Origin of the sequence: Acutalibacter sp. JLR.KK004 (assembly GCF_036941085.1) — a bacterium.
In the GTDB taxonomy this organism is placed as follows: domain Bacteria; phylum Bacillota; class Clostridia; order Oscillospirales; family Acutalibacteraceae; genus Acutalibacter.
Genome location: NZ_JAYMNQ010000001.1, coordinates 1,798,902 through 1,815,126 on the forward strand (window position 1 = coordinate 1,798,902; position 16,225 = coordinate 1,815,126).

At 53.3% G+C, this 16,225-nt stretch carries 20 protein-coding genes; all 20 read left to right on the forward strand.

Annotation, left to right across the window (positions count from 1 at the left end):
• The first annotated feature begins 1 nt into the window (after position 1).
• The gene (locus VSQ30_RS09925) at positions 2 to 3,190 is read left to right on the forward strand and encodes a phage tail tape measure protein (protein WP_334463775.1); all 3,189 of its coding nucleotides are present in this window, start codon (positions 2 to 4) and stop codon (positions 3,188 to 3,190) included.
• Positions 3,183 to 3,395 carry a tail protein X gene (locus VSQ30_RS09930; RefSeq protein ID WP_120428252.1) on the forward strand — a complete coding sequence of 71 codons (213 nt, stop codon included), beginning with the start codon at positions 3,183 to 3,185 and terminating at the stop codon, positions 3,393 to 3,395. The genes VSQ30_RS09925 and VSQ30_RS09930 overlap by 8 nt, the downstream gene beginning before the upstream one ends.
• A complete protein-coding gene (locus VSQ30_RS09935) occupies positions 3,392 to 4,699 on the forward strand; it encodes a phage late control D family protein (RefSeq protein ID WP_160265526.1) in 1,308 nt (435 codons plus the stop codon). Before VSQ30_RS09930 ends, VSQ30_RS09935 begins: the two co-directional genes overlap by 4 nt.
• A complete protein-coding gene (locus tag VSQ30_RS09940; RefSeq protein ID WP_120428254.1) occupies positions 4,699 to 5,031 on the forward strand; it encodes a hypothetical protein in 333 nt (110 codons plus the stop codon). The genes VSQ30_RS09935 and VSQ30_RS09940 overlap by 1 nt, the downstream gene beginning before the upstream one ends.
• Before the next feature lie 3 nt (positions 5,032 to 5,034).
• Positions 5,035 to 5,436: a phage tail protein gene (locus VSQ30_RS09945; protein ID WP_120428255.1), complete on the forward strand. Its 402-nt coding sequence runs from the start codon at positions 5,035 to 5,037 to the stop codon at positions 5,434 to 5,436.
• 12 nt (positions 5,437 to 5,448) lie between these two features.
• On the forward strand, positions 5,449 to 5,769 hold the full coding sequence (locus VSQ30_RS09950) for a GPW/gp25 family protein (RefSeq protein WP_120428256.1): 321 nt from the start codon (positions 5,449 to 5,451) through the stop codon (positions 5,767 to 5,769).
• The gene (locus tag VSQ30_RS09955) at positions 5,756 to 6,886 is read left to right on the forward strand and encodes a baseplate assembly protein (RefSeq protein ID WP_120428257.1); all 1,131 of its coding nucleotides are present in this window, start codon (positions 5,756 to 5,758) and stop codon (positions 6,884 to 6,886) included. The genes VSQ30_RS09950 and VSQ30_RS09955 overlap by 14 nt, the downstream gene beginning before the upstream one ends.
• The gene (locus tag VSQ30_RS09960) at positions 6,879 to 7,622 is read left to right on the forward strand and encodes a phage tail protein I (RefSeq protein WP_160265524.1); all 744 of its coding nucleotides are present in this window, start codon (positions 6,879 to 6,881) and stop codon (positions 7,620 to 7,622) included. Before VSQ30_RS09955 ends, VSQ30_RS09960 begins: the two co-directional genes overlap by 8 nt.
• 3 nt (positions 7,623 to 7,625) lie before the next feature.
• Entirely contained in the window at positions 7,626 to 8,510 is an 885-nt protein-coding gene (locus tag VSQ30_RS09965) for a phage tail protein (protein ID WP_160265523.1), read from the forward strand.
• A complete protein-coding gene (locus tag VSQ30_RS09970; RefSeq protein WP_161474296.1) occupies positions 8,504 to 8,734 on the forward strand; it encodes a hypothetical protein in 231 nt (76 codons plus the stop codon). Before VSQ30_RS09965 ends, VSQ30_RS09970 begins: the two co-directional genes overlap by 7 nt.
• Positions 8,731 to 9,162: a four helix bundle protein gene (locus VSQ30_RS09975; protein ID WP_160265522.1), complete on the forward strand. Its 432-nt coding sequence runs from the start codon at positions 8,731 to 8,733 to the stop codon at positions 9,160 to 9,162. The genes VSQ30_RS09970 and VSQ30_RS09975 overlap by 4 nt, the downstream gene beginning before the upstream one ends.
• Entirely contained in the window at positions 9,113 to 9,313 is a 201-nt protein-coding gene (locus tag VSQ30_RS20620) for a DUF6273 domain-containing protein (protein ID WP_350339954.1), read from the forward strand. The genes VSQ30_RS09975 and VSQ30_RS20620 overlap by 50 nt, the downstream gene beginning before the upstream one ends.
• Positions 9,314 to 9,476: 163 nt before the next feature.
• A complete protein-coding gene (locus VSQ30_RS09980; protein ID WP_334463786.1) occupies positions 9,477 to 10,652 on the forward strand; it encodes an RNA-directed DNA polymerase in 1,176 nt (391 codons plus the stop codon).
• Positions 10,652 to 12,370 (forward strand): DUF6273 domain-containing protein, encoded by a 1,719-nt coding sequence (locus VSQ30_RS09985; RefSeq protein WP_334463788.1) that lies wholly within the window; start codon positions 10,652 to 10,654, stop codon positions 12,368 to 12,370. Before VSQ30_RS09980 ends, VSQ30_RS09985 begins: the two co-directional genes overlap by 1 nt.
• Positions 12,367 to 12,855 carry a DUF4376 domain-containing protein gene (locus VSQ30_RS09990; RefSeq protein ID WP_120428263.1) on the forward strand — a complete coding sequence of 163 codons (489 nt, stop codon included), beginning with the start codon at positions 12,367 to 12,369 and terminating at the stop codon, positions 12,853 to 12,855. The genes VSQ30_RS09985 and VSQ30_RS09990 overlap by 4 nt, the downstream gene beginning before the upstream one ends.
• On the forward strand, positions 12,852 to 13,328 hold the full coding sequence (locus VSQ30_RS09995; protein ID WP_160265520.1) for a putative ABC transporter permease: 477 nt from the start codon (positions 12,852 to 12,854) through the stop codon (positions 13,326 to 13,328). Before VSQ30_RS09990 ends, VSQ30_RS09995 begins: the two co-directional genes overlap by 4 nt.
• A 5-nt stretch (positions 13,329 to 13,333) precedes the next feature.
• Positions 13,334 to 13,756, forward strand: coding sequence for a hypothetical protein (locus VSQ30_RS10000; protein ID WP_160265519.1), 423 nt, complete (start codon positions 13,334 to 13,336; stop codon positions 13,754 to 13,756).
• A gap of 13 nt (positions 13,757 to 13,769) precedes the next feature.
• Positions 13,770 to 14,168, forward strand: coding sequence for a hypothetical protein (locus tag VSQ30_RS10005; RefSeq protein WP_160265518.1), 399 nt, complete (start codon positions 13,770 to 13,772; stop codon positions 14,166 to 14,168).
• Between the two features lie 16 nt (positions 14,169 to 14,184).
• Entirely contained in the window at positions 14,185 to 15,747 is a 1,563-nt protein-coding gene (locus VSQ30_RS10010) for a phage tail tip lysozyme (protein ID WP_334463791.1), read from the forward strand.
• A gap of 17 nt (positions 15,748 to 15,764) precedes the next feature.
• Positions 15,765 to 16,199 carry a hypothetical protein gene (locus tag VSQ30_RS10015; RefSeq protein ID WP_160265517.1) on the forward strand — a complete coding sequence of 145 codons (435 nt, stop codon included), beginning with the start codon at positions 15,765 to 15,767 and terminating at the stop codon, positions 16,197 to 16,199.
• Positions 16,200 to 16,225: the final 26 nt, after the last annotated feature.

The following is a 16,225-nucleotide window of genomic DNA, read 5'->3' on the forward strand; positions in this document are numbered from 1 at the left end:
TTTGGCGGGAAGAAAAGAATTTGAATTGCTTTTCAAACTGCAAGCTACGCTGGGAAGCGGGTTTAATTCTAGTTTTAACAGCGCAATGAACGCTTCAAGGCAGTTACAAGGAAATCTTTCCAAAATCAACACACTTTCCGGGAAGATCGAGGGATTCCAAAAGCAGAGCGCGGCCCTGCAAGCGAACAAGGACAAGCTGGCGCAACTGACAGAGGAACACGACCGTTTGCAACGCGAAATGAGCCAAACGGAACAACCGTCGGAAGCCTTGCGGCAGAAGATGGAGCGGAACGCCCGCCAGATTGAACAGACAACCGCCCGAATCGAGGAACAGGAAGCCCGGCTGGGACAGCTTGGAAGCGAACTAAGCGAAGCAGGAATAAATACCGACCGTTTAAGTCAAGAAAATGACAAGCTTGCTAAAAGCTACGAACGCATAAAAAAGAATCAGGAACACCTTGCGAACATAGCACAGGCACAGCAAAAGAACAATGAAGCCATAGCACAAACAAAATCGCGGTTGACCGGGACGCTTGGAGCATTTGCCGCCGTCGGTGCGGCGATTTACGCTGGGCCTGTTAAAAGTTCAATGGAGTTTGAAAAGCAGATGTCAAACGTCGGGACTTTGCTTGACGGTGACGTTGCGGGCAGAATCGCAGAGTTAAAGAAAAGTGTTATCAGTATTTCCAATATAACCGGGGCGGGAACCGATAACTTGACAGACGGTTTATATCAAGTTATATCCGCCTTTGGAGATACAGCAGAAAGCGCAAAACTGCTTGAAATTGCTTCAAAGGCCGCAACAGCAGGCGGAGCAACAACGACAGATTCAATTAACCTACTTTCCGCAGTAACAAAAGGCTATGGCGATATATCCGCAGAAGCACAGCAAAAAGCTGCCGATTTAGCATTTCAGACGGTTAAGTTGGGGCAAACGTCATTCCCGGAACTTGCGTCGTCGGTTGGCAAGGTTATTCCTCTTGCGGCTACATTAAGCCTAAAACAGGAAGATTTATTCGGGGCAATGGCAACGCTTACGGGCGTAACTGGAAGCACGGCAGAGGTCACAACACAGCTAAAGGCGACCATGCAGGGCTTTTTGTCGCCCTCTAAAGATATGACAGCGTCGCTGGAGAAGCTGGGATATGCGAACGGCAAGGCCCTTTTGGAAAGTAAGGGATTGCAAGGCGCACTTGACGCTTTAAGGCAAAGCGTGGGCGGTGATGAACTTGCGTTTGCAAAGCTATTCAGTTCTGTTGAAGCCCAAACAGCGGTGCTGGCCCTTGCCGGAGAACAAGCCGACAACTTCAAAAGCAAAACGGCGGAAATGTATAGCGCGTCGGGGGCGGCGGCAACAGCATTCGCAACCGCGACGGACAATGCAGAATCCAAAATGCAAAAAGCCAAAAATGCGATAGCTAATTTGGGAATTGTGCTGGGCGACACATTTTTACCATATGTAACAACAGCGGCGGAAAAACTGTCCGGGCTGGTCACGAAGTTTTCGGAATGGGCGCAGGAAAACCCGGAATTGCTGTCAACAATCGTTAAAGTTGCCGCCGCCCTTGCGGGCCTGAAAGTCGGTGCGCTTGCCGGGAAGCTTGGATTCTTGGAGGTCAAAGGCGGCGTTCTTGCGGTTCAAGGCGCATTCACGAAGTTAAAAGCATTTGCCGGAACGGGCGGAGGTATAAAAAGCCTGTTTTCGGGGTTAGGAGGTATCGGAGGAAAGCTTTTGCCCATTGTCGGCATAATCGGCGGCGTTGCCCTTGCAATCAAACTGATTTCCGGCAACCTTGAAGAAGTGCGCGGCTGGATTCAACAGACATTCGGCGACGGTGCGCTGGCCGTCTTTGATAAAGTGTGGGGCGTGATTCAGAACGTCGGCGCGGCAATCAAGGGCGTTTTCAGCGGTGAAAATATGGGGAATGCCCGCAATTTCTTTCAAGAGCATTTCGGCGACGCGGGCGTTGCCGTGTTCGATTCAATCATCGGCGTTGTGGAACAGCTAAAAGCAATTTTGCCGGGCTTGTTAGACCAGTTCGGACAGCTTGCAACTTCCCTGCTTCCCGTTATTGGGAGCCTGATTCAACAAATTGTACCTTTAATTGGGGAAATCATTGCAACGGTGCTTCCCGTACTGTTTGACCTTATCGCACAGTTATTGCCCGTCATAGGGCAGATTGTGGAAGCGATCTTGCCCGTGCTGATTCAGCTTGTCGAAACCCTTGTACCCATCATCATGCAGATTATAGAAGCGGTGCTTCCCATTCTGCAACAGCTACTTGAAGCACTAATGCCGATTATCCAGCAGATCATAGACGGGATTTTGCCCGTTGCGATCGACCTGATTATGATGGTGGTTTCGGCGGTTATGCCGCTGGTAGAAATGATTCTGCCATTACTGCAACAGTTACTTGAAGCCCTTATGCCTATTATTCAGATGGTGGCAGAGTTGTTCGGGAATCAGTTAGCGACAGCCGTTACAATGATTTCCGGCATTATAGACGGGCTGACACAGATTTTGAGCGGGCTAATTACCTTTATCACGGGAGTTTTTACAGGCAACTGGAAGCAAGCGTGGGAGGGTGTGAAAAGCATTTTCAGCGGTATATGGGAATCAATCAAGAGCATTTGCACAGGCGTTGTAAACGGAATTATCAATGTGATAAATACCGTGATCGGCGGGCTGAACAGGCTTAAAATTCCCGATTGGGTCCCCGGAATCGGCGGAAAAGGTATCAATATTCCCTTGATTCCCGCGCTGGCGAAAGGTTCAAGATTTACCCCCGACACATTCATTGCGGGTGAAGCCGGGGCAGAACTTATCACAAACGCCCGCGGGCGGACCGTGTTTACAGCGGCGCAGACCGGGCGAATCTTTGACAACATCAACGCGGCCCGCGAAGCGCAGGACGGAACGACGGTTGTTACTCTGCTTCCTCTACTGCAAGCCGCGCTTTCGGCGGCACGCGTCGGAGCGGGTGGCGTGTCGGCCCCGTCCGTGACAGCGGCAGAGCCGCGGGGCGCGGGTATCGTCATTCACAGTGCGCCCGTTTTCCACGTTGGAAGCGACGCACAGGCGGAGGACATAGAAGCAATATTGAACGAGCGGGACGAAAGACTTTTGAACGAGTTTGACGACCGCATGAAGCAACAGGAAGAGGACGAAAGGCGGCGGAACTATGACTAAATACACCACCATTGCCGGGGATATGTGGGACGGAATCGCCTACAAGACGCTGGGCGACGAAGCCTATACCGACAAGCTGATAAAAGCGAACCCACAGTTTCGCCGCCTTGTCATTTTCCCCGCAGGAATCACGCTTGATATTCCAGAGCCGGAAGCGCGGATTCCGGCAGAGTTGCCGCCGTGGAAAAGGGGGCGGACGCTATGAACGCAAGACGGGCAGAGGTCCGCTTGACCTTTGAGGGCGTGGACATTTCGGCGGACATTAACAAACACTTGCTTTCGCTGACCTATACGGACAACGAAGAGGATAAAACAGACGATTTGCAATTATCCCTTGACGACCGGGAGGGCGTGTGGCTGGGCGATTGGCTGAACGCCGACGCACAGCCCGCCCCGGCCCCGGCAAAGAAAGATAGTGAAAGCGGCGGCTGGAAGATCGGCGACGAAGTAACCGTAAGCGGCAGGCCGCAATATAGCAGTTACGGAAACGGCAACCCCGGCGCGACGCTTTCAAACTATCAGGGGAAAATAACACACCTGAACTTGAAAAGCGGTATTCCATACCCCATCCACGTCGATCAAAAGGGGTGGTTCGCCGAAAGTCAAGTAACAAAGACTGCGGCAAAACAAGACACCATGACGCAGAGCGGCGGCGCAAAGGGCGCGGAGATTTCCGCGGTTATCATTCAAAAGAATTGGGAATCAGACGGGAAAGACCGGGTTCTTGATTGCGGCGTTTTTCAGGTTGATAGCGTGGACGGCAACGGCCCGCCCGCGAAAGTCACAATCAAGGCCGGGTCAATCCCCTATACTTCCACAATTCGGACACAGAAAAAGACAAAGGCATGGGAGAAAATCAAGCTTTCGGGCATTGCAAACGAAATAGCCGCCGCAAACGGCTTGAAATGCCTGTTTGAATCGGATTTTGACCCACTTTACAGCCGCCGGGAGCAAGTGACAGAATCGGACATTGTATTTTTGCAAAGGCTTTGCAAAGCCGCGGGAATTTCCTTAAAAGTTACCGCGAAAATGATTGTTCTTTTCGACGCGGCGGCGTATGAGCAAAAAGACACGGTGCGGACGATCAAGCGCGGCGACGGCGACTATTCAAAATATACATTCGGGACCAGCTTTCACGACACGGCTTACAGCAGTTGCCGGGTCAAGTATACGGACCCTACTTCAAAAACGACCTATGAAGCAACCTACAAGGCCCCTGACGCAGAAAAGGACGGAAGCGGACAGGTGCTGGAGGTAAACGAAAAGGTTTCAAGCAATGCGGAAGCCCTGACCCTTGCAAAAAAGCGGTTGCGCGAAAAAAATTCACAAGAGTTCAAAGCAAGCTTTAATCTTGCGGGCGACGCGCGGCTGGTGGCGGGGGTAACTGTCAAAGTTGAGGGGTTTGGAGCGTTCGACGGAAAGTACATCATCGAAACCGCGTCGCACACGATTTCGTCGAGCGGCTATAAAACTAATATCACATTGCGGCGCGTCTTGGAGGGTTACTAATGGGCGAACTAACCGCATTAAAGAATATTATTCGAGCGGGCTGGGTTTCGTCCGTGGATATTGCGGAACGGACCGCCCGCGTTACCTTTAAGGACAAGGGCGACACGTTCGTTTCCGGCCCGCTGAAAGTGCTTAAAAACCCGCCGTGGGTTCCCGAATATTACGCCCCGTATCGGACGGAGTACGAAAGCGGCGGGAGCGGCGACGCGGCCTTTCAAAGCCACAAGCACGACTTGATTATAAAGCCGTGGTTGCCGTCACCCGGCGATTTTGTGCTTTGTATCTACTTGCCAAACGGCGACGGCGACGGGTTCGTGATTGGGGGGATTTAAGAAATGGCCTTGATCGGGTGCTGGGGCGACATTACCTTTGCCGTTTCCAGAAATGAAGTAAAGACGTTTACGGGCCTGAAATGGGACAGCGGCGCGAAGTATTCGACCCATGACAGGCATTTGAAAGAGCCGCTTTTGGAGTACACAGGGCGGGAAGTGGAAAGCATGAGTTTTTCCATGTTCTTTTCCGTCTTTTTAGGCGTGAATCCCATTTCAGAGGTTGCAAAACTGCTTCAAGCAATGCGCCGGGGAGAAGTTCACCCGCTTATCATCGGGCCGAAAGCCTACGGCACAAACAAGTGGGTTATTACGAAAGTTTCGACTTCCCTTGACCGTTACGACAACCGCGGCAATCTGCTTGTTTCAAAAGTAAGCGTAACAATGAAATCATATTCCAGCAGATAAAGGGGTGAGAAAATGGCGTACATTGTGAAAGCCTACGACTTAACGAAAATCAATCTTGCGCCCGCAACACGGGAAGAAGAGATTTTGCAGAATGTAGCGGTCATTATCTCGACCCCGAAATTTTCCGTTCCTCTTGACAGGGGGCTGGGCATGGCACAACGGTTTCTTGACAAGCCGATTCAGACGGCCCAGCCTATCCTGATTTCAGAGGTTTTAGAAGCGGTGGAACAATACGAACCACGGGCGCAGATCGGCGACGTGACTTTTGAATTAGGGGAACGGCCCGGCGCGTTGATTCCAGTTGTGGAGGTGAACATAATTGACGACGAATAACCGGGGCTATCCCGAAATTTCATTTGTAGACACGGACACGGCGACACTTGAAAACGCCCTGATTCAGTCTTACGAAGCATTCACGGGGCGGACGCTATACCCGGCAGACCCCGCGCGTCTGTTTATCCTTTGGGTGGCGGACATTATCATTCAAGAGCGGGTCAACATTGATTTTTCGGCAAAACAAAACGTGCCGCGGTATGCAGAGGGGGAATATTTAGATTCCCTTGCAGAGATATTCAAAGACGCTTACCGTTTGGAGCCGGAAAAGGCGAAAACGACGTTGCGGTTCACGCTTTCCATTCCGCTGGAGGTTGCGACAATCATTCCGGCGGGGACACGCGCAACGGTTGACGGGGAAATCATGTTTCAAACGCTGGAAACCCTGACAATCCTTGCGGGCGACACAAGCGGGGACGTTGCCGCGGAATGCCTGACCGCGGGGGAAATCGGAAACGGGTTCGTTCCGGGACAGATCAATCAGCTTGTAGACATCTTCCCGTATTTTGGAACCGTGCAAAATGTGTCCGAATCGGACGGCGGAGCGGACAAGGAAAGCGACGCGGCCTTTTATGACCGAATGCGGGAGAGCATGGAAACCTTTTCGACCGCAGGGCCGCTGGGGGCTTATGAGTATTTCGCAAAAACCGCGTCGGCCTTGATTGTGGACGTGAAAGCAACTTCCCCGGAACCGGGGGAAGTTGACGTGCGGGTTCTGCTTGCAGGGGGCGAATTGCCGGGAACGGAAATGCTGAAAACCGTTTCGGACATTCTGAACGCGGACAATGTGCGCCCCCTGACCGATCACGTTACCGTTGCGGCCCCTGAAACGGTTTCGTATGCTATCGACTTCACCTATTACACGCAAGAGGGCGGAGCGGTAAGCGCGGAAACGGTGGCGGCAAATATCGCCGCGGCGGTTCAGACGTTCCGCGAATGGCAGGGGGCAAGAATGGGGCGGGACGTGAACCCGTCCTATTTAACCGCCCTGCTTATGCAAGCGGGCGCAAAGCGCGTTGAAATCCGTTCCCCGGCCTTTGCCGTCGTTCCTGACAATGCGGTTGCGCTTTTGAGCGGGAGCGCGTCGGCGGTGAACGGGGGTGCAGAGAGTGAATGACCTGTATTCAATCGACTTTACACGTTCGCTTCCGCCCGCCCTGAAAAACGACCCGAATATGCTTGCGCTTGCACAGACCATAGCGGAGCAATTACAGGCCACGGCACGGCAGATCAAGCAAAACATAATCTATGCCCGCATTGACGAACTGGACGAACAGACCCTTGATATTTTGGCCTATGATCTCCACGTCGATTGGTACGACTATTCTTACCCGATAGAGGTAAAACGGCGGACTATTAAAGACAGCGTAAGGGTACACAGGCGGCTGGGGACAAAGTACGCCGTTGAAACCGCGCTGGGAGCCGTATTCCCCGGCACAAAGGTTCAAGAGTGGTTCGAGTACGGCGGCGACCCGTTCCGCTTCAAAGTGATTATCGGCGCGGCGGAGGGCGTGACAGCCGAACAGCAAGCGGCAGTATTGGAGCGGGTGCGGTTCTATAAAAATTTGCGTTCCCATTTGGAAACGATCAGTTACCAGATGGAGCAAGCGACGACAATTCACGTCGCCGGGTATCACGCAATAGGAACCCGCCTTGAAGTGTGGCCGTATTTGGCGGACAACTTCACAGAGGAAGCAACCGTGTTTGTCGGGGCCGTTGCGACGTTTGCGACGCGGCTTGAAATCAATCCGTCGCTTACAAACTTCATCACGTCCAGCGGGTCAATGCTTTTCGGCGGCTACACACAGCAGACGCGAAAGCTTCAAATTCAACCTTTGAGAAATGAGGGATAGACAATGCCAGAGGAAACGACAAAAAAATTCGGAACTATCGTAACCGACGTGGGGACCATGCGAACCCGCGAAGCGGTGCTGGAGGGTAAAAAAATCAACCTGACAACCCTTGCCGTCGGCGACGGCGGCGGGGCCTATTACGTGCCGTCGGCAGATATGCAGGGGCTAAAAAATGAAACGTGGCGCGGGGACGTGTCCAGCGTGACCGTCAACCCGGATTCCCCGAACATGATTGACGTTGTGGCGGTTATCCCCTCCGACGTGGGCGGGTTCACTATCCGCGAAATGGCGGTTCTGGACGACGGCGAATACACGATTGCCATTTGCAACACGCCGGACACGGAAAAAGTCATAATTACCAGCGGCGCGGCGGGCGAAGTTGAAGTGACAATGCACATCGAGTTTTCAAACACGGGAATTATTACGTTCATCGTTGACCCCTACGCCCTGACCGCGACGAAAAAGGACATTCAGGAACACAACGCCGCGCAGACGGCCCATGAAGCAAAGTTCGAGCAGAAAGCGGACGTTACCGACCTGAACGCCCATGTAAACAACAGCGATATTCACGTGAACCCCACCACAATGGGAAACTATGACACGGCTATTTCCGGCCTGATCGAGCATACAGAGGACGCAGACATTCACGTTTCGGCGGAAGAAAAGGCCGCATGGAGCGCGGCGGTTGAAACAGCGGCAAAGGCGGCAGAGGACGCGGCGCAAGCCCTGAATCTTGCCGCGGGCCTTGAAAGCCGCATTGCCCGTGTGGAAGATGGACTTTTCAATAACATTACCGGGAACCCGTTTCTTGTGTCTTTTGATTCCCTTGACGGAATCATTCTGACTAAGGGTATTTGGAACGCGGAACGGCAGAGAATCGAATGTTGACGGAATATGCTTGCACACGCCGGGAACTGTCCTGCATAATTGGGAACCTGTTTACAGAGATTGAACCGCCTTGCGAACGGTGCGGGGCCGCTGACGTGCTGACGATCAGCGGGACAACCTACACCGGGGCGCGGGCGGTTCTTACTGTCACAGAACACGGGTTCACGTTTGACGGGGACCCGGCGGAGGTTGCGCGAATCAGGGAAAGGCGGTGTTTGAAATGAACCCGCCGCCGAAACAAGCTGAACAAAGCGAATTTACCATAATCGCAAAGGCGAAAGACCTTGTAAAGCATACATTCCGAATGACGAATGACAGGCGTTTTCCGAAAAAGTATCGCTTTACCATTGTAAACCGATTACACGACCTGACGATTGATATTTTCCAGCATATACAGGAAGCAAACGAACTTGACCTTGCCGACCTGCAAGAGTTCCGCGAACGGAGATACGAACAGAAAAAGGCTTTGACAAAATGCAAGACAGTCCTTTTTCTGATTGAACTTTCCCTTGAACTGGAACTTATTTCAAACGATCAATGCGCCGCATGGACAAAAGCCGTTTTGGACGTTAAGTACATGACGGCGAAGTGGCGCAAGCAAGATCAGCAGAGGGCGGCAACTATGCAGAGAGGGACCCCGGCGCGGCGATAAAGCCCGCCGGGTTTTCTTTGGGGTATGCCTTGTAGCGTCCAACTCGTACAACGTCCGCAACGTCAATTCCTCCGGCGCGATGAACTGGAACAACGCGTACAACGGCAACAGGGGCGTTCGCCCGCTTTGGTGGATTTCCGCGATTGAGTAAGCCAAAAGCCGAAAACAGAGGCCCACTATCAAAGGAAGGTGTATCCCTCCGCCGCGGTGAGAGGGCGGCGGTAAATACAAGATTGGTGAAGCAAGGCCCACGGGAACCAGCTTCCGCCCCGCCGCGGGCGCGTGGCGGGGTCCGATGATGAAGCATTGACGGGGTGGGAAACGCCCTGCAAGGCGGATTCTATACACGGCAAGGAGTTTTTATAATGACAGACGCAGATTTTACGCGGGTATATGATTTCGGAAACCTGTATGCGGGGTTCCTGAAAGCCCGCAGAGGTAAAAGGGGCAAAGCCAGCGTCGCAAAGTTTGAAGCGAATTTGCTGGAAGCAATTTGCCTACTTTCGGAAATGCTGAAAAACAGGACGTATAAACCGTCTGACTATTTCGTTTTTCGGGTGTACGAACCGAAAGAGCGCGTCGTTATGACAAACGCGTTCAAAGATAAAGTCGTTCAGCATTCCCTATGCGATAACATACTTGAACCAGCATTTTCCCGCGCCTTTATCCGGGACAACTACGCTTCACAGCGCGGGCGCGGGACGCATGACGGCCTATACAGGCTGGAAGAGTTCATGCGGTCCTATTATTTTTCACACAAGGCAAAGGCGGAGCGGGAGGGCCGGGAGGAGGGGTTGCCGCGGCCCGCCCCGCAAGCCGCCGATTACGCCGACGGCTGGGTTCTCAAATGCGACATATCGAAGTATTTCTATTCGATTCAGCATGAACCGTTAAAACAGATGGTACGGCAGTACGTCAAAAGCCCCGGCGTTCTATGGCTTGTCGATATGATTATTGACAGTACGGAGAATCCGGGCGTTCCGATTGGAAATCAAACTTCACAATGGTTCGCGGTCATGTACCTTTCGGGGTTAGATCATTTCATCAAGGAAAAGCTGGGTATTCGCTATTATGGGCGGTATATGGACGACTTTTACTTGATACATGAGGACAAGGCGTACTTGCAGTATTGCCGCCGCGAAATAGAACGGTATGTTGCCCGGCTGGGGCTGACCTTGAACAACAAAACGAACATCTTTCCTTTGCGGAACGGTATTGACTTTTTAGGGTTTCATTCATACCTGACCGACAGCGGCAAAGTGATTCGGAAAGTAAGGAGGGCAAGCAAGAGCAATGAACAACGGAAGCTAAAGAAACAGCGGGCTTTGCTGGACCGCGGAAAAATCACCATGCGGGAGATTAAACAATCCTACGGAAGCTGGCGGAGCCACGCGGAAAAGGGGAATTGCTATCACCTTATCCGCGAAATGGACCAACTGTATAAAACCCTATTTGAAGAAAAACTTTCAGAAAAGGAGTGTGTCACATAATGGCAAAAGCTTTAAGTTCTCTTGCCGTCGGTACATTGGTAAAGGACACGGGAACGCTTTACAATGGCAAGCCCATTGTCTGGAAGATTGCCGACAAGGGCCACGCGGGTTATCCTGCAAATTCCGTGACGCTGATTACAGAACGCATTATTTCGCTGAAATGCTTTGACGCTATCGAATCAGGCAACAGCGACAGCAACCGCCGATCTTACGGCAATAACCGCTGGATTTACTCAAATATCCGGCGGTGGTTGAACAGTCAAGCGGCGGCGGGCAAATGGTACGCCGCACAGCACAGCGCAGACGCGCCCCCGTCGAACGCTAATGTATGGAGCAACTACAACGAATACGACGGGGAAGCGGGATTTCTTGCGGGGTTCTCGGCAAGCTTTGTCGCCGCCCTGCTTACTACAACGCATACCGTCGGCAAAGCGTCGGTGGACGGCGGCGGAACTGAAACTTGCACCGACAAAATCTTTTTTGCGTCGTCAACGGAAGTCGGCTTGACGGGCGACGTTGTATGCGGGAGCAAGCTGGCCCTGTTCACGGACGACGCTTCCAGACGGGCGAAACCCACGGCGGAATGTGTGTCGAAAAGTGAGTACACAAACAGCAGTTTCAACACAAATTCGTTTTGGTACTACTGGCTTTGCGACGCTTACGCGTCCAACTCGTACGACGTCCGCAGCGTCAATTCCTCCGGCGCGATGTACTGGGGCAACGCGTGCTACGGCTACTGGGGCGTTCGCCCGCTTTGTAATTTGTTATCTTCAATCTTGGTATCTGATTCCCCGGATTCTGACGGCGCATACACAATCATTTGGAATCGCGCCCCCAGCACGCCGCCCAGCCTGACCGTTCCGACGACGGTTCGCGGGGGGCAAAGCCTGACCGTAACATGGGGAACGTCCACGGACGCAGACGGCAATTTGTCCGGGTACATTTTGGAGCGGCAGAACAACGGCGGCGCGTGGAAACAGCTTTACAAAGGTATCAATAAAACCTATACCGACACGATCACGCAGGGCTGGGAAAGCGTCGCATACAGGGTTAAAGCCTACGACAGCGCGGGCGCAGAATCAGCATACAGCACCAGCCCGACCCGAACCGTCATAAACAACACGCCGCCCACAATCAGCGGGAACAACGGCGATCTTGGAACGAAAACCGGGGCGTTCAATCAGGCTTACACAGTCACAGACCCGGACAGCGGGCAAACGCTGTCCGTCACGGAAAAGATCGACAACACGGTGAAGCGAACCTATACCGCGACCAGTGGGCAGAACTATTCGTTCAACGTCACGGCGGCGGAGTGGGTGAAGCTTGCCAACGGGTCCCATACCCTGACAATCTCCGCCGCGGATAACGTCGGCGGAACCGCCACCCGAACCTATACGTTCACAAAGAACGAAACCGAAATCGAAATGACGCTGGCCACCCCGCTGACTTCCGACGACGCGGTTACAAAGGCAATCATGAGCGTTACGCGGCAGATTCCGACGGGGGCAACCTTTACCGTTGAAGCCTGCAACAATGCCTTTGACGCGTCGCCCACGTGGGAGGACGTGACACAGGCCGTCACAAGCGGGAACAAGTTCTTTTTGAATAACACCACAAAGACCGCGGCACAATGGGGGTTCAATCTCCGAATCAAGGTCAAGAGAAACGGGGCAACGGGCGATTGCTACATTGTTTCGGCAGGGGGGAATTTTGAATGAGCGTACAGCACAAGCAAGACAGTATTCGCAATATGCGGCTGGAGCGGATGGGGATTCAGCCCCCCGCCGACTGGAACGACGTTGCACAGGTCCGCGCGGTGAAAAAGCAAGAGATCGGCGCGGCCTGTTCCGCCGCGATCTATGCGGGGATTGAAGTTGACGGGTCACGGTATAGCCTGACCGAACACGACCAAACAGAATTGATGGCACAGGCGCAGACGGTCAAAGAGGGCGCGGCGGCGGTTCCCTATCACGCAGACGGGGAACTTTGCCGTATGTACCCGGCGGAAGAGTTTACCGCGCTTGCACAGGCGGCAACGGCCCACGTGTTCTACCATCGGACATACTGCAATCACATGAACGCGTGGATTGCGCGGGCCGATCTGGAAGAACTGCCCGCGATTGTCTACGGGGCGGAACTTCCGAAAGACCTTGCGGCAAGCATGGCGGCAATTATCGCCGCCGCAGGCGGGGGTGCGGCATGAAACGCGTTTTGACGATTTGGGCCGCGCTGGGGGCCGTGTATGTTACCCTTGAAATCCTCTTTCGGGGACGTTCCCACCCTGCAATGCTGATTGTCGGCGGGCTTTGCGGGGTTCTTGTGGGGGCAATCAATCAGCGGCCCGGTTTTTACCGCGCCCCGGTCATTGTGCAAGCAATGATCGGGGCGTTGATCGTCCTTGCCGTCGAGTTTGTAAGCGGGTGCGTTCTGAACCTTTGGCTGGGGCTGGGCGTTTGGGATTATAGCAATCAGCCCGGCAACGTGCTGGGGCAGATTTGCCCAGCGTTCGGCCTTTTGTGGTTCTTTATTATGCCCCTTGCGATTTGGGCGGAGGACACGGCACGGTGGCTTATATGGGCCTATGAATGCGCCGTGTACGGTAAAACAGAGAAACCGCCTGACATTGCCCCGTATTCGCTGAAAAGCGTTTACAAAGATTTCTTTTTCAGGAGGTAGAGAACGTGACGATTGCACAGTTATTGACCAGTGGAGGCGGGGTTTTCCTTGTTCTTGTCACGCTGATTCAGATTGCCCCTATCAAGCTTAACCCGTGGACGGCTATTGCACGGGCGATAGGACGCGCAATCAACAAAGACGTACTTTCAAAACTGGACGAAACGCGGAAAACCCTTGATGAACACATCAAAACGGACGACGCGCGAAATGCAGATTTACACAGATCAAGAATCCTGCAATTCAACAATGAGTTATTGCGGGATATTCCGCACACAAGGGAAGATTTCATAGAAATTTTGGCGGAAATCGACTTTTACGAAAAGTATTGCGATACCCACCCGGACTATGAAAACAACCGCGCAACACACGCCGTCGCACACATTAAACGCGTGTACGATGAACGGTTGATAAAACACGATTTCTTGTGAAAGGCGGTGCGGCATGGGATATGTATTCGCCGTCGCCGCAGGACTGATCGGCGGCATTGCCGCCCTTGCGCTGATTGAGCGGCGGCAGTATAGGAAACGCCGACACGCGCGAAGCAGAGCCGCACAGACTGTCAAAGAGGAAAAAGGAACCGACCGAAAGATTGAGTTTTCAAAGCTTGTTCTTTCGGCGGTTCTTTTGACTTATTTTGCGGGATTCGGGCTGGGCTTTTGGGCGGTGCTGATTGATCTTTCGCAATTAGGGGTTTTTCTTGCATACGTGGGAACCCCTACGGCAACGGTTATCGGTTTCTATTCGTGGAAAGCAAAGGCGGAAAACGTCGTGAAGATCAAAAAGGCGAACCCGTCCGAAACAGAGGGGTTGCCCGTTGACCTGAACAACATTCAGCCTTAAACGGGAGGTTTTACAAATGGCATTGAGAGGAAAAACGGCGGAAGAACAGATTTATAATTTCCTGATCGGAAAGGGCATGACCCCGGCGGGAGCCGCGGGCCTTATGGGGAATCTGTACGCCGAAAGCGGCTTGAAGCCGACGAACATTCAAAACAGCTATGAAAAGAAGCTGGGATTCACAGACGAAACGTACACGGCGGCGGTAGATTCCGGCGCATACGGAAATTTCGTGAACGATTCCGCTGGGTACGGCCTTGCACAATGGACCTATTGGAGCCGAAAAAAGGCCCTTTTAGAGTTCGTCAAAGCGCGGGGCGCGTCGGTGGGCGATCTTGAAACACAGCTTGAATTTTTGCTTCATGAACTGAACACGGGTTATGCGGCGGTTCTGTCCGTCCTGAAAACGACGGGTTCGGTTCGGGCCGCGTCCGACGCGGTTTTGCTGAAATTCGAGCGGCCCGCAGATCAAAGCACAGCGGCGCAGGAACGCCGCGCTGGGTACGGGCAGACCTACTATAACAAGTACGCCGCGGGAGCGGAGAAAGGGCAAGGAACTATGACAGCAAAAGAGAAGCAGAACCGGGCAAACATCGTTGCAATCGCTGAAAGCTTTTTCGGGTGCAAAGAGAGCGACGGGAGCCACAAGAAGATAATCGACATTTACAATGCGGACAAGCCGCTGGCCCGCGGCTACCCCATGAAGTACACCGACGCGTGGTGCGCGTGCTTTGTGTCCGTTGTAAGCATTCGGGGCGGCGCATTGGCGGTCATGCCAAAGGAAGTCGGTTGCGGAAAAATGATTGAACTATACCAAAAGCTGGGACGCTGGCAGGAAAACGACGCATACGTTCCGGCCCCCGGCGACGTGGTTTTTTACGACTGGAACGACGGCCCGAATTATGCGGAAACCGACAATACAGCCGCGCCCGATCACGTCGGAATCGTGGTATCTGTCACAGGGTCCACAATCAAAGTGATTGAGGGCAACATGAGCAACGCGGTGGGGTATAGAAGCCTTGCCGTCAATGGGCGGTATATTCGCGGGTTCGGATTGCCTGATTTTTCGGCGGTTACGGTCAAAGCCCCCGCTGGAACCGCCACGCGGCCCACAGAGCCGCCCGCAACGTCTACGGGGTCAAATGATACGCAGGGCGCGGGAATGCCCGTTGTGGGCGACGTGGTGCATTTTACGGGCGCGGCGCATTATGCAAGTGCAAACGCAAACAGCGGCCCCGCGTGTAAGCCGGGAACGGCAAAGGTCACACAGCTTGCGCTGGGGGCAAAACACCCGGTTCACCTTATCGCGCAAAGCGGCGGCGGGTCCACGGTTTACGGCTGGGTTGACCTTGCAGACATTCAGGGTGCAACGTCCACAGGGACCGCCCCGGCCCCGAAAATGCGCGTCGGTGCGCGGGTGAAGTATTCCGGCCCCTTATACCGGGATAGCAACGGGAACGGGCAGGGAAAGGCCGTAAACGGCACATACACAGTTAAATATTATTATCCGGGCCGCAAATGCGGCGTACACATTGACGGGCTGGGCTGGGTTCCTGAATCCGCCTGTTCCGTCGTCGGCTAAAGAAAGGGGAAACAACAATGAATATTATTCAATTTCTGTTCGCAAATTGGGACAGCGTGCTGGTTATCCTTGCGTTCCTTGCCCTGATCGTCGTACTTGTCAAGCGCGGCGAAACAAAGGTGCTGAACAAGGTTCTTTTTAGCCTTGTTACACAGGCAGAAAAGCAGTTCGGTGGCGGAACAGGAAAGTTGAAGCTTGCCGCCGTGTCCGACTGGATTTACCAGCGGATTCCCGCCGTTCTAAAACTGCTTTTCAGCGAAAAGGACATTGAAAGCATGATCGAAACCGCGCTGGAGGAAGCGAAAAAGGCGTGGGGCAACAATGAGAACATAGCGGCGTATATTGAACCGACGACCGAAATTGTCGTTACTGCTTCCCCGCTGGAAGTGGAAGCAATCGCCACAGAATTGAAAGCAGAGCCGGGGATGATAGTTCCCATGAACGAAAAATAACCGTCCGATTCGGACAGGTTCGGACA

What these genes read in the sequence shown, in the direction of transcription:
- VSQ30_RS09930 (WP_120428252.1), top strand. Translation starts at nt 3,183, where the DNA reads ATGACTAAATACACCACCATTGCCGGGGATATGTGGGACGGAATCGCC.
- VSQ30_RS09940 (WP_120428254.1), top strand. Translation starts at nt 4,699, where the DNA reads ATGGGCGAACTAACCGCATTAAAGAATATTATTCGAGCGGGCTGGGTT.
- VSQ30_RS09945 (WP_120428255.1), top strand. Translation starts at nt 5,035, where the DNA reads ATGGCCTTGATCGGGTGCTGGGGCGACATTACCTTTGCCGTTTCCAGA.
- VSQ30_RS09985 (WP_334463788.1), top strand. Translation starts at nt 10,652, where the DNA reads ATGGCAAAAGCTTTAAGTTCTCTTGCCGTCGGTACATTGGTAAAGGAC.
- VSQ30_RS09975 (WP_160265522.1), top strand. Translation starts at nt 8,731, where the DNA reads ATGAACCCGCCGCCGAAACAAGCTGAACAAAGCGAATTTACCATAATC.
- VSQ30_RS09995 (WP_160265520.1), top strand. Translation starts at nt 12,852, where the DNA reads ATGAAACGCGTTTTGACGATTTGGGCCGCGCTGGGGGCCGTGTATGTT.
- VSQ30_RS10010 (WP_334463791.1), top strand. Translation starts at nt 14,185, where the DNA reads ATGGCATTGAGAGGAAAAACGGCGGAAGAACAGATTTATAATTTCCTG.
- VSQ30_RS10015 (WP_160265517.1), top strand. Translation starts at nt 15,765, where the DNA reads ATGAATATTATTCAATTTCTGTTCGCAAATTGGGACAGCGTGCTGGTT.
- VSQ30_RS09950 (WP_120428256.1), top strand. Translation starts at nt 5,449, where the DNA reads ATGGCGTACATTGTGAAAGCCTACGACTTAACGAAAATCAATCTTGCG.
- VSQ30_RS10005 (WP_160265518.1), top strand. Translation starts at nt 13,770, where the DNA reads ATGGGATATGTATTCGCCGTCGCCGCAGGACTGATCGGCGGCATTGCC.
- VSQ30_RS09965 (WP_160265523.1), top strand. Translation starts at nt 7,626, where the DNA reads ATGCCAGAGGAAACGACAAAAAAATTCGGAACTATCGTAACCGACGTG.
- VSQ30_RS09935 (WP_160265526.1), top strand. Translation starts at nt 3,392, where the DNA reads ATGAACGCAAGACGGGCAGAGGTCCGCTTGACCTTTGAGGGCGTGGAC.
- VSQ30_RS09990 (WP_120428263.1), top strand. Translation starts at nt 12,367, where the DNA reads ATGAGCGTACAGCACAAGCAAGACAGTATTCGCAATATGCGGCTGGAG.
- VSQ30_RS09970 (WP_161474296.1), top strand. Translation starts at nt 8,504, where the DNA reads ATGTTGACGGAATATGCTTGCACACGCCGGGAACTGTCCTGCATAATT.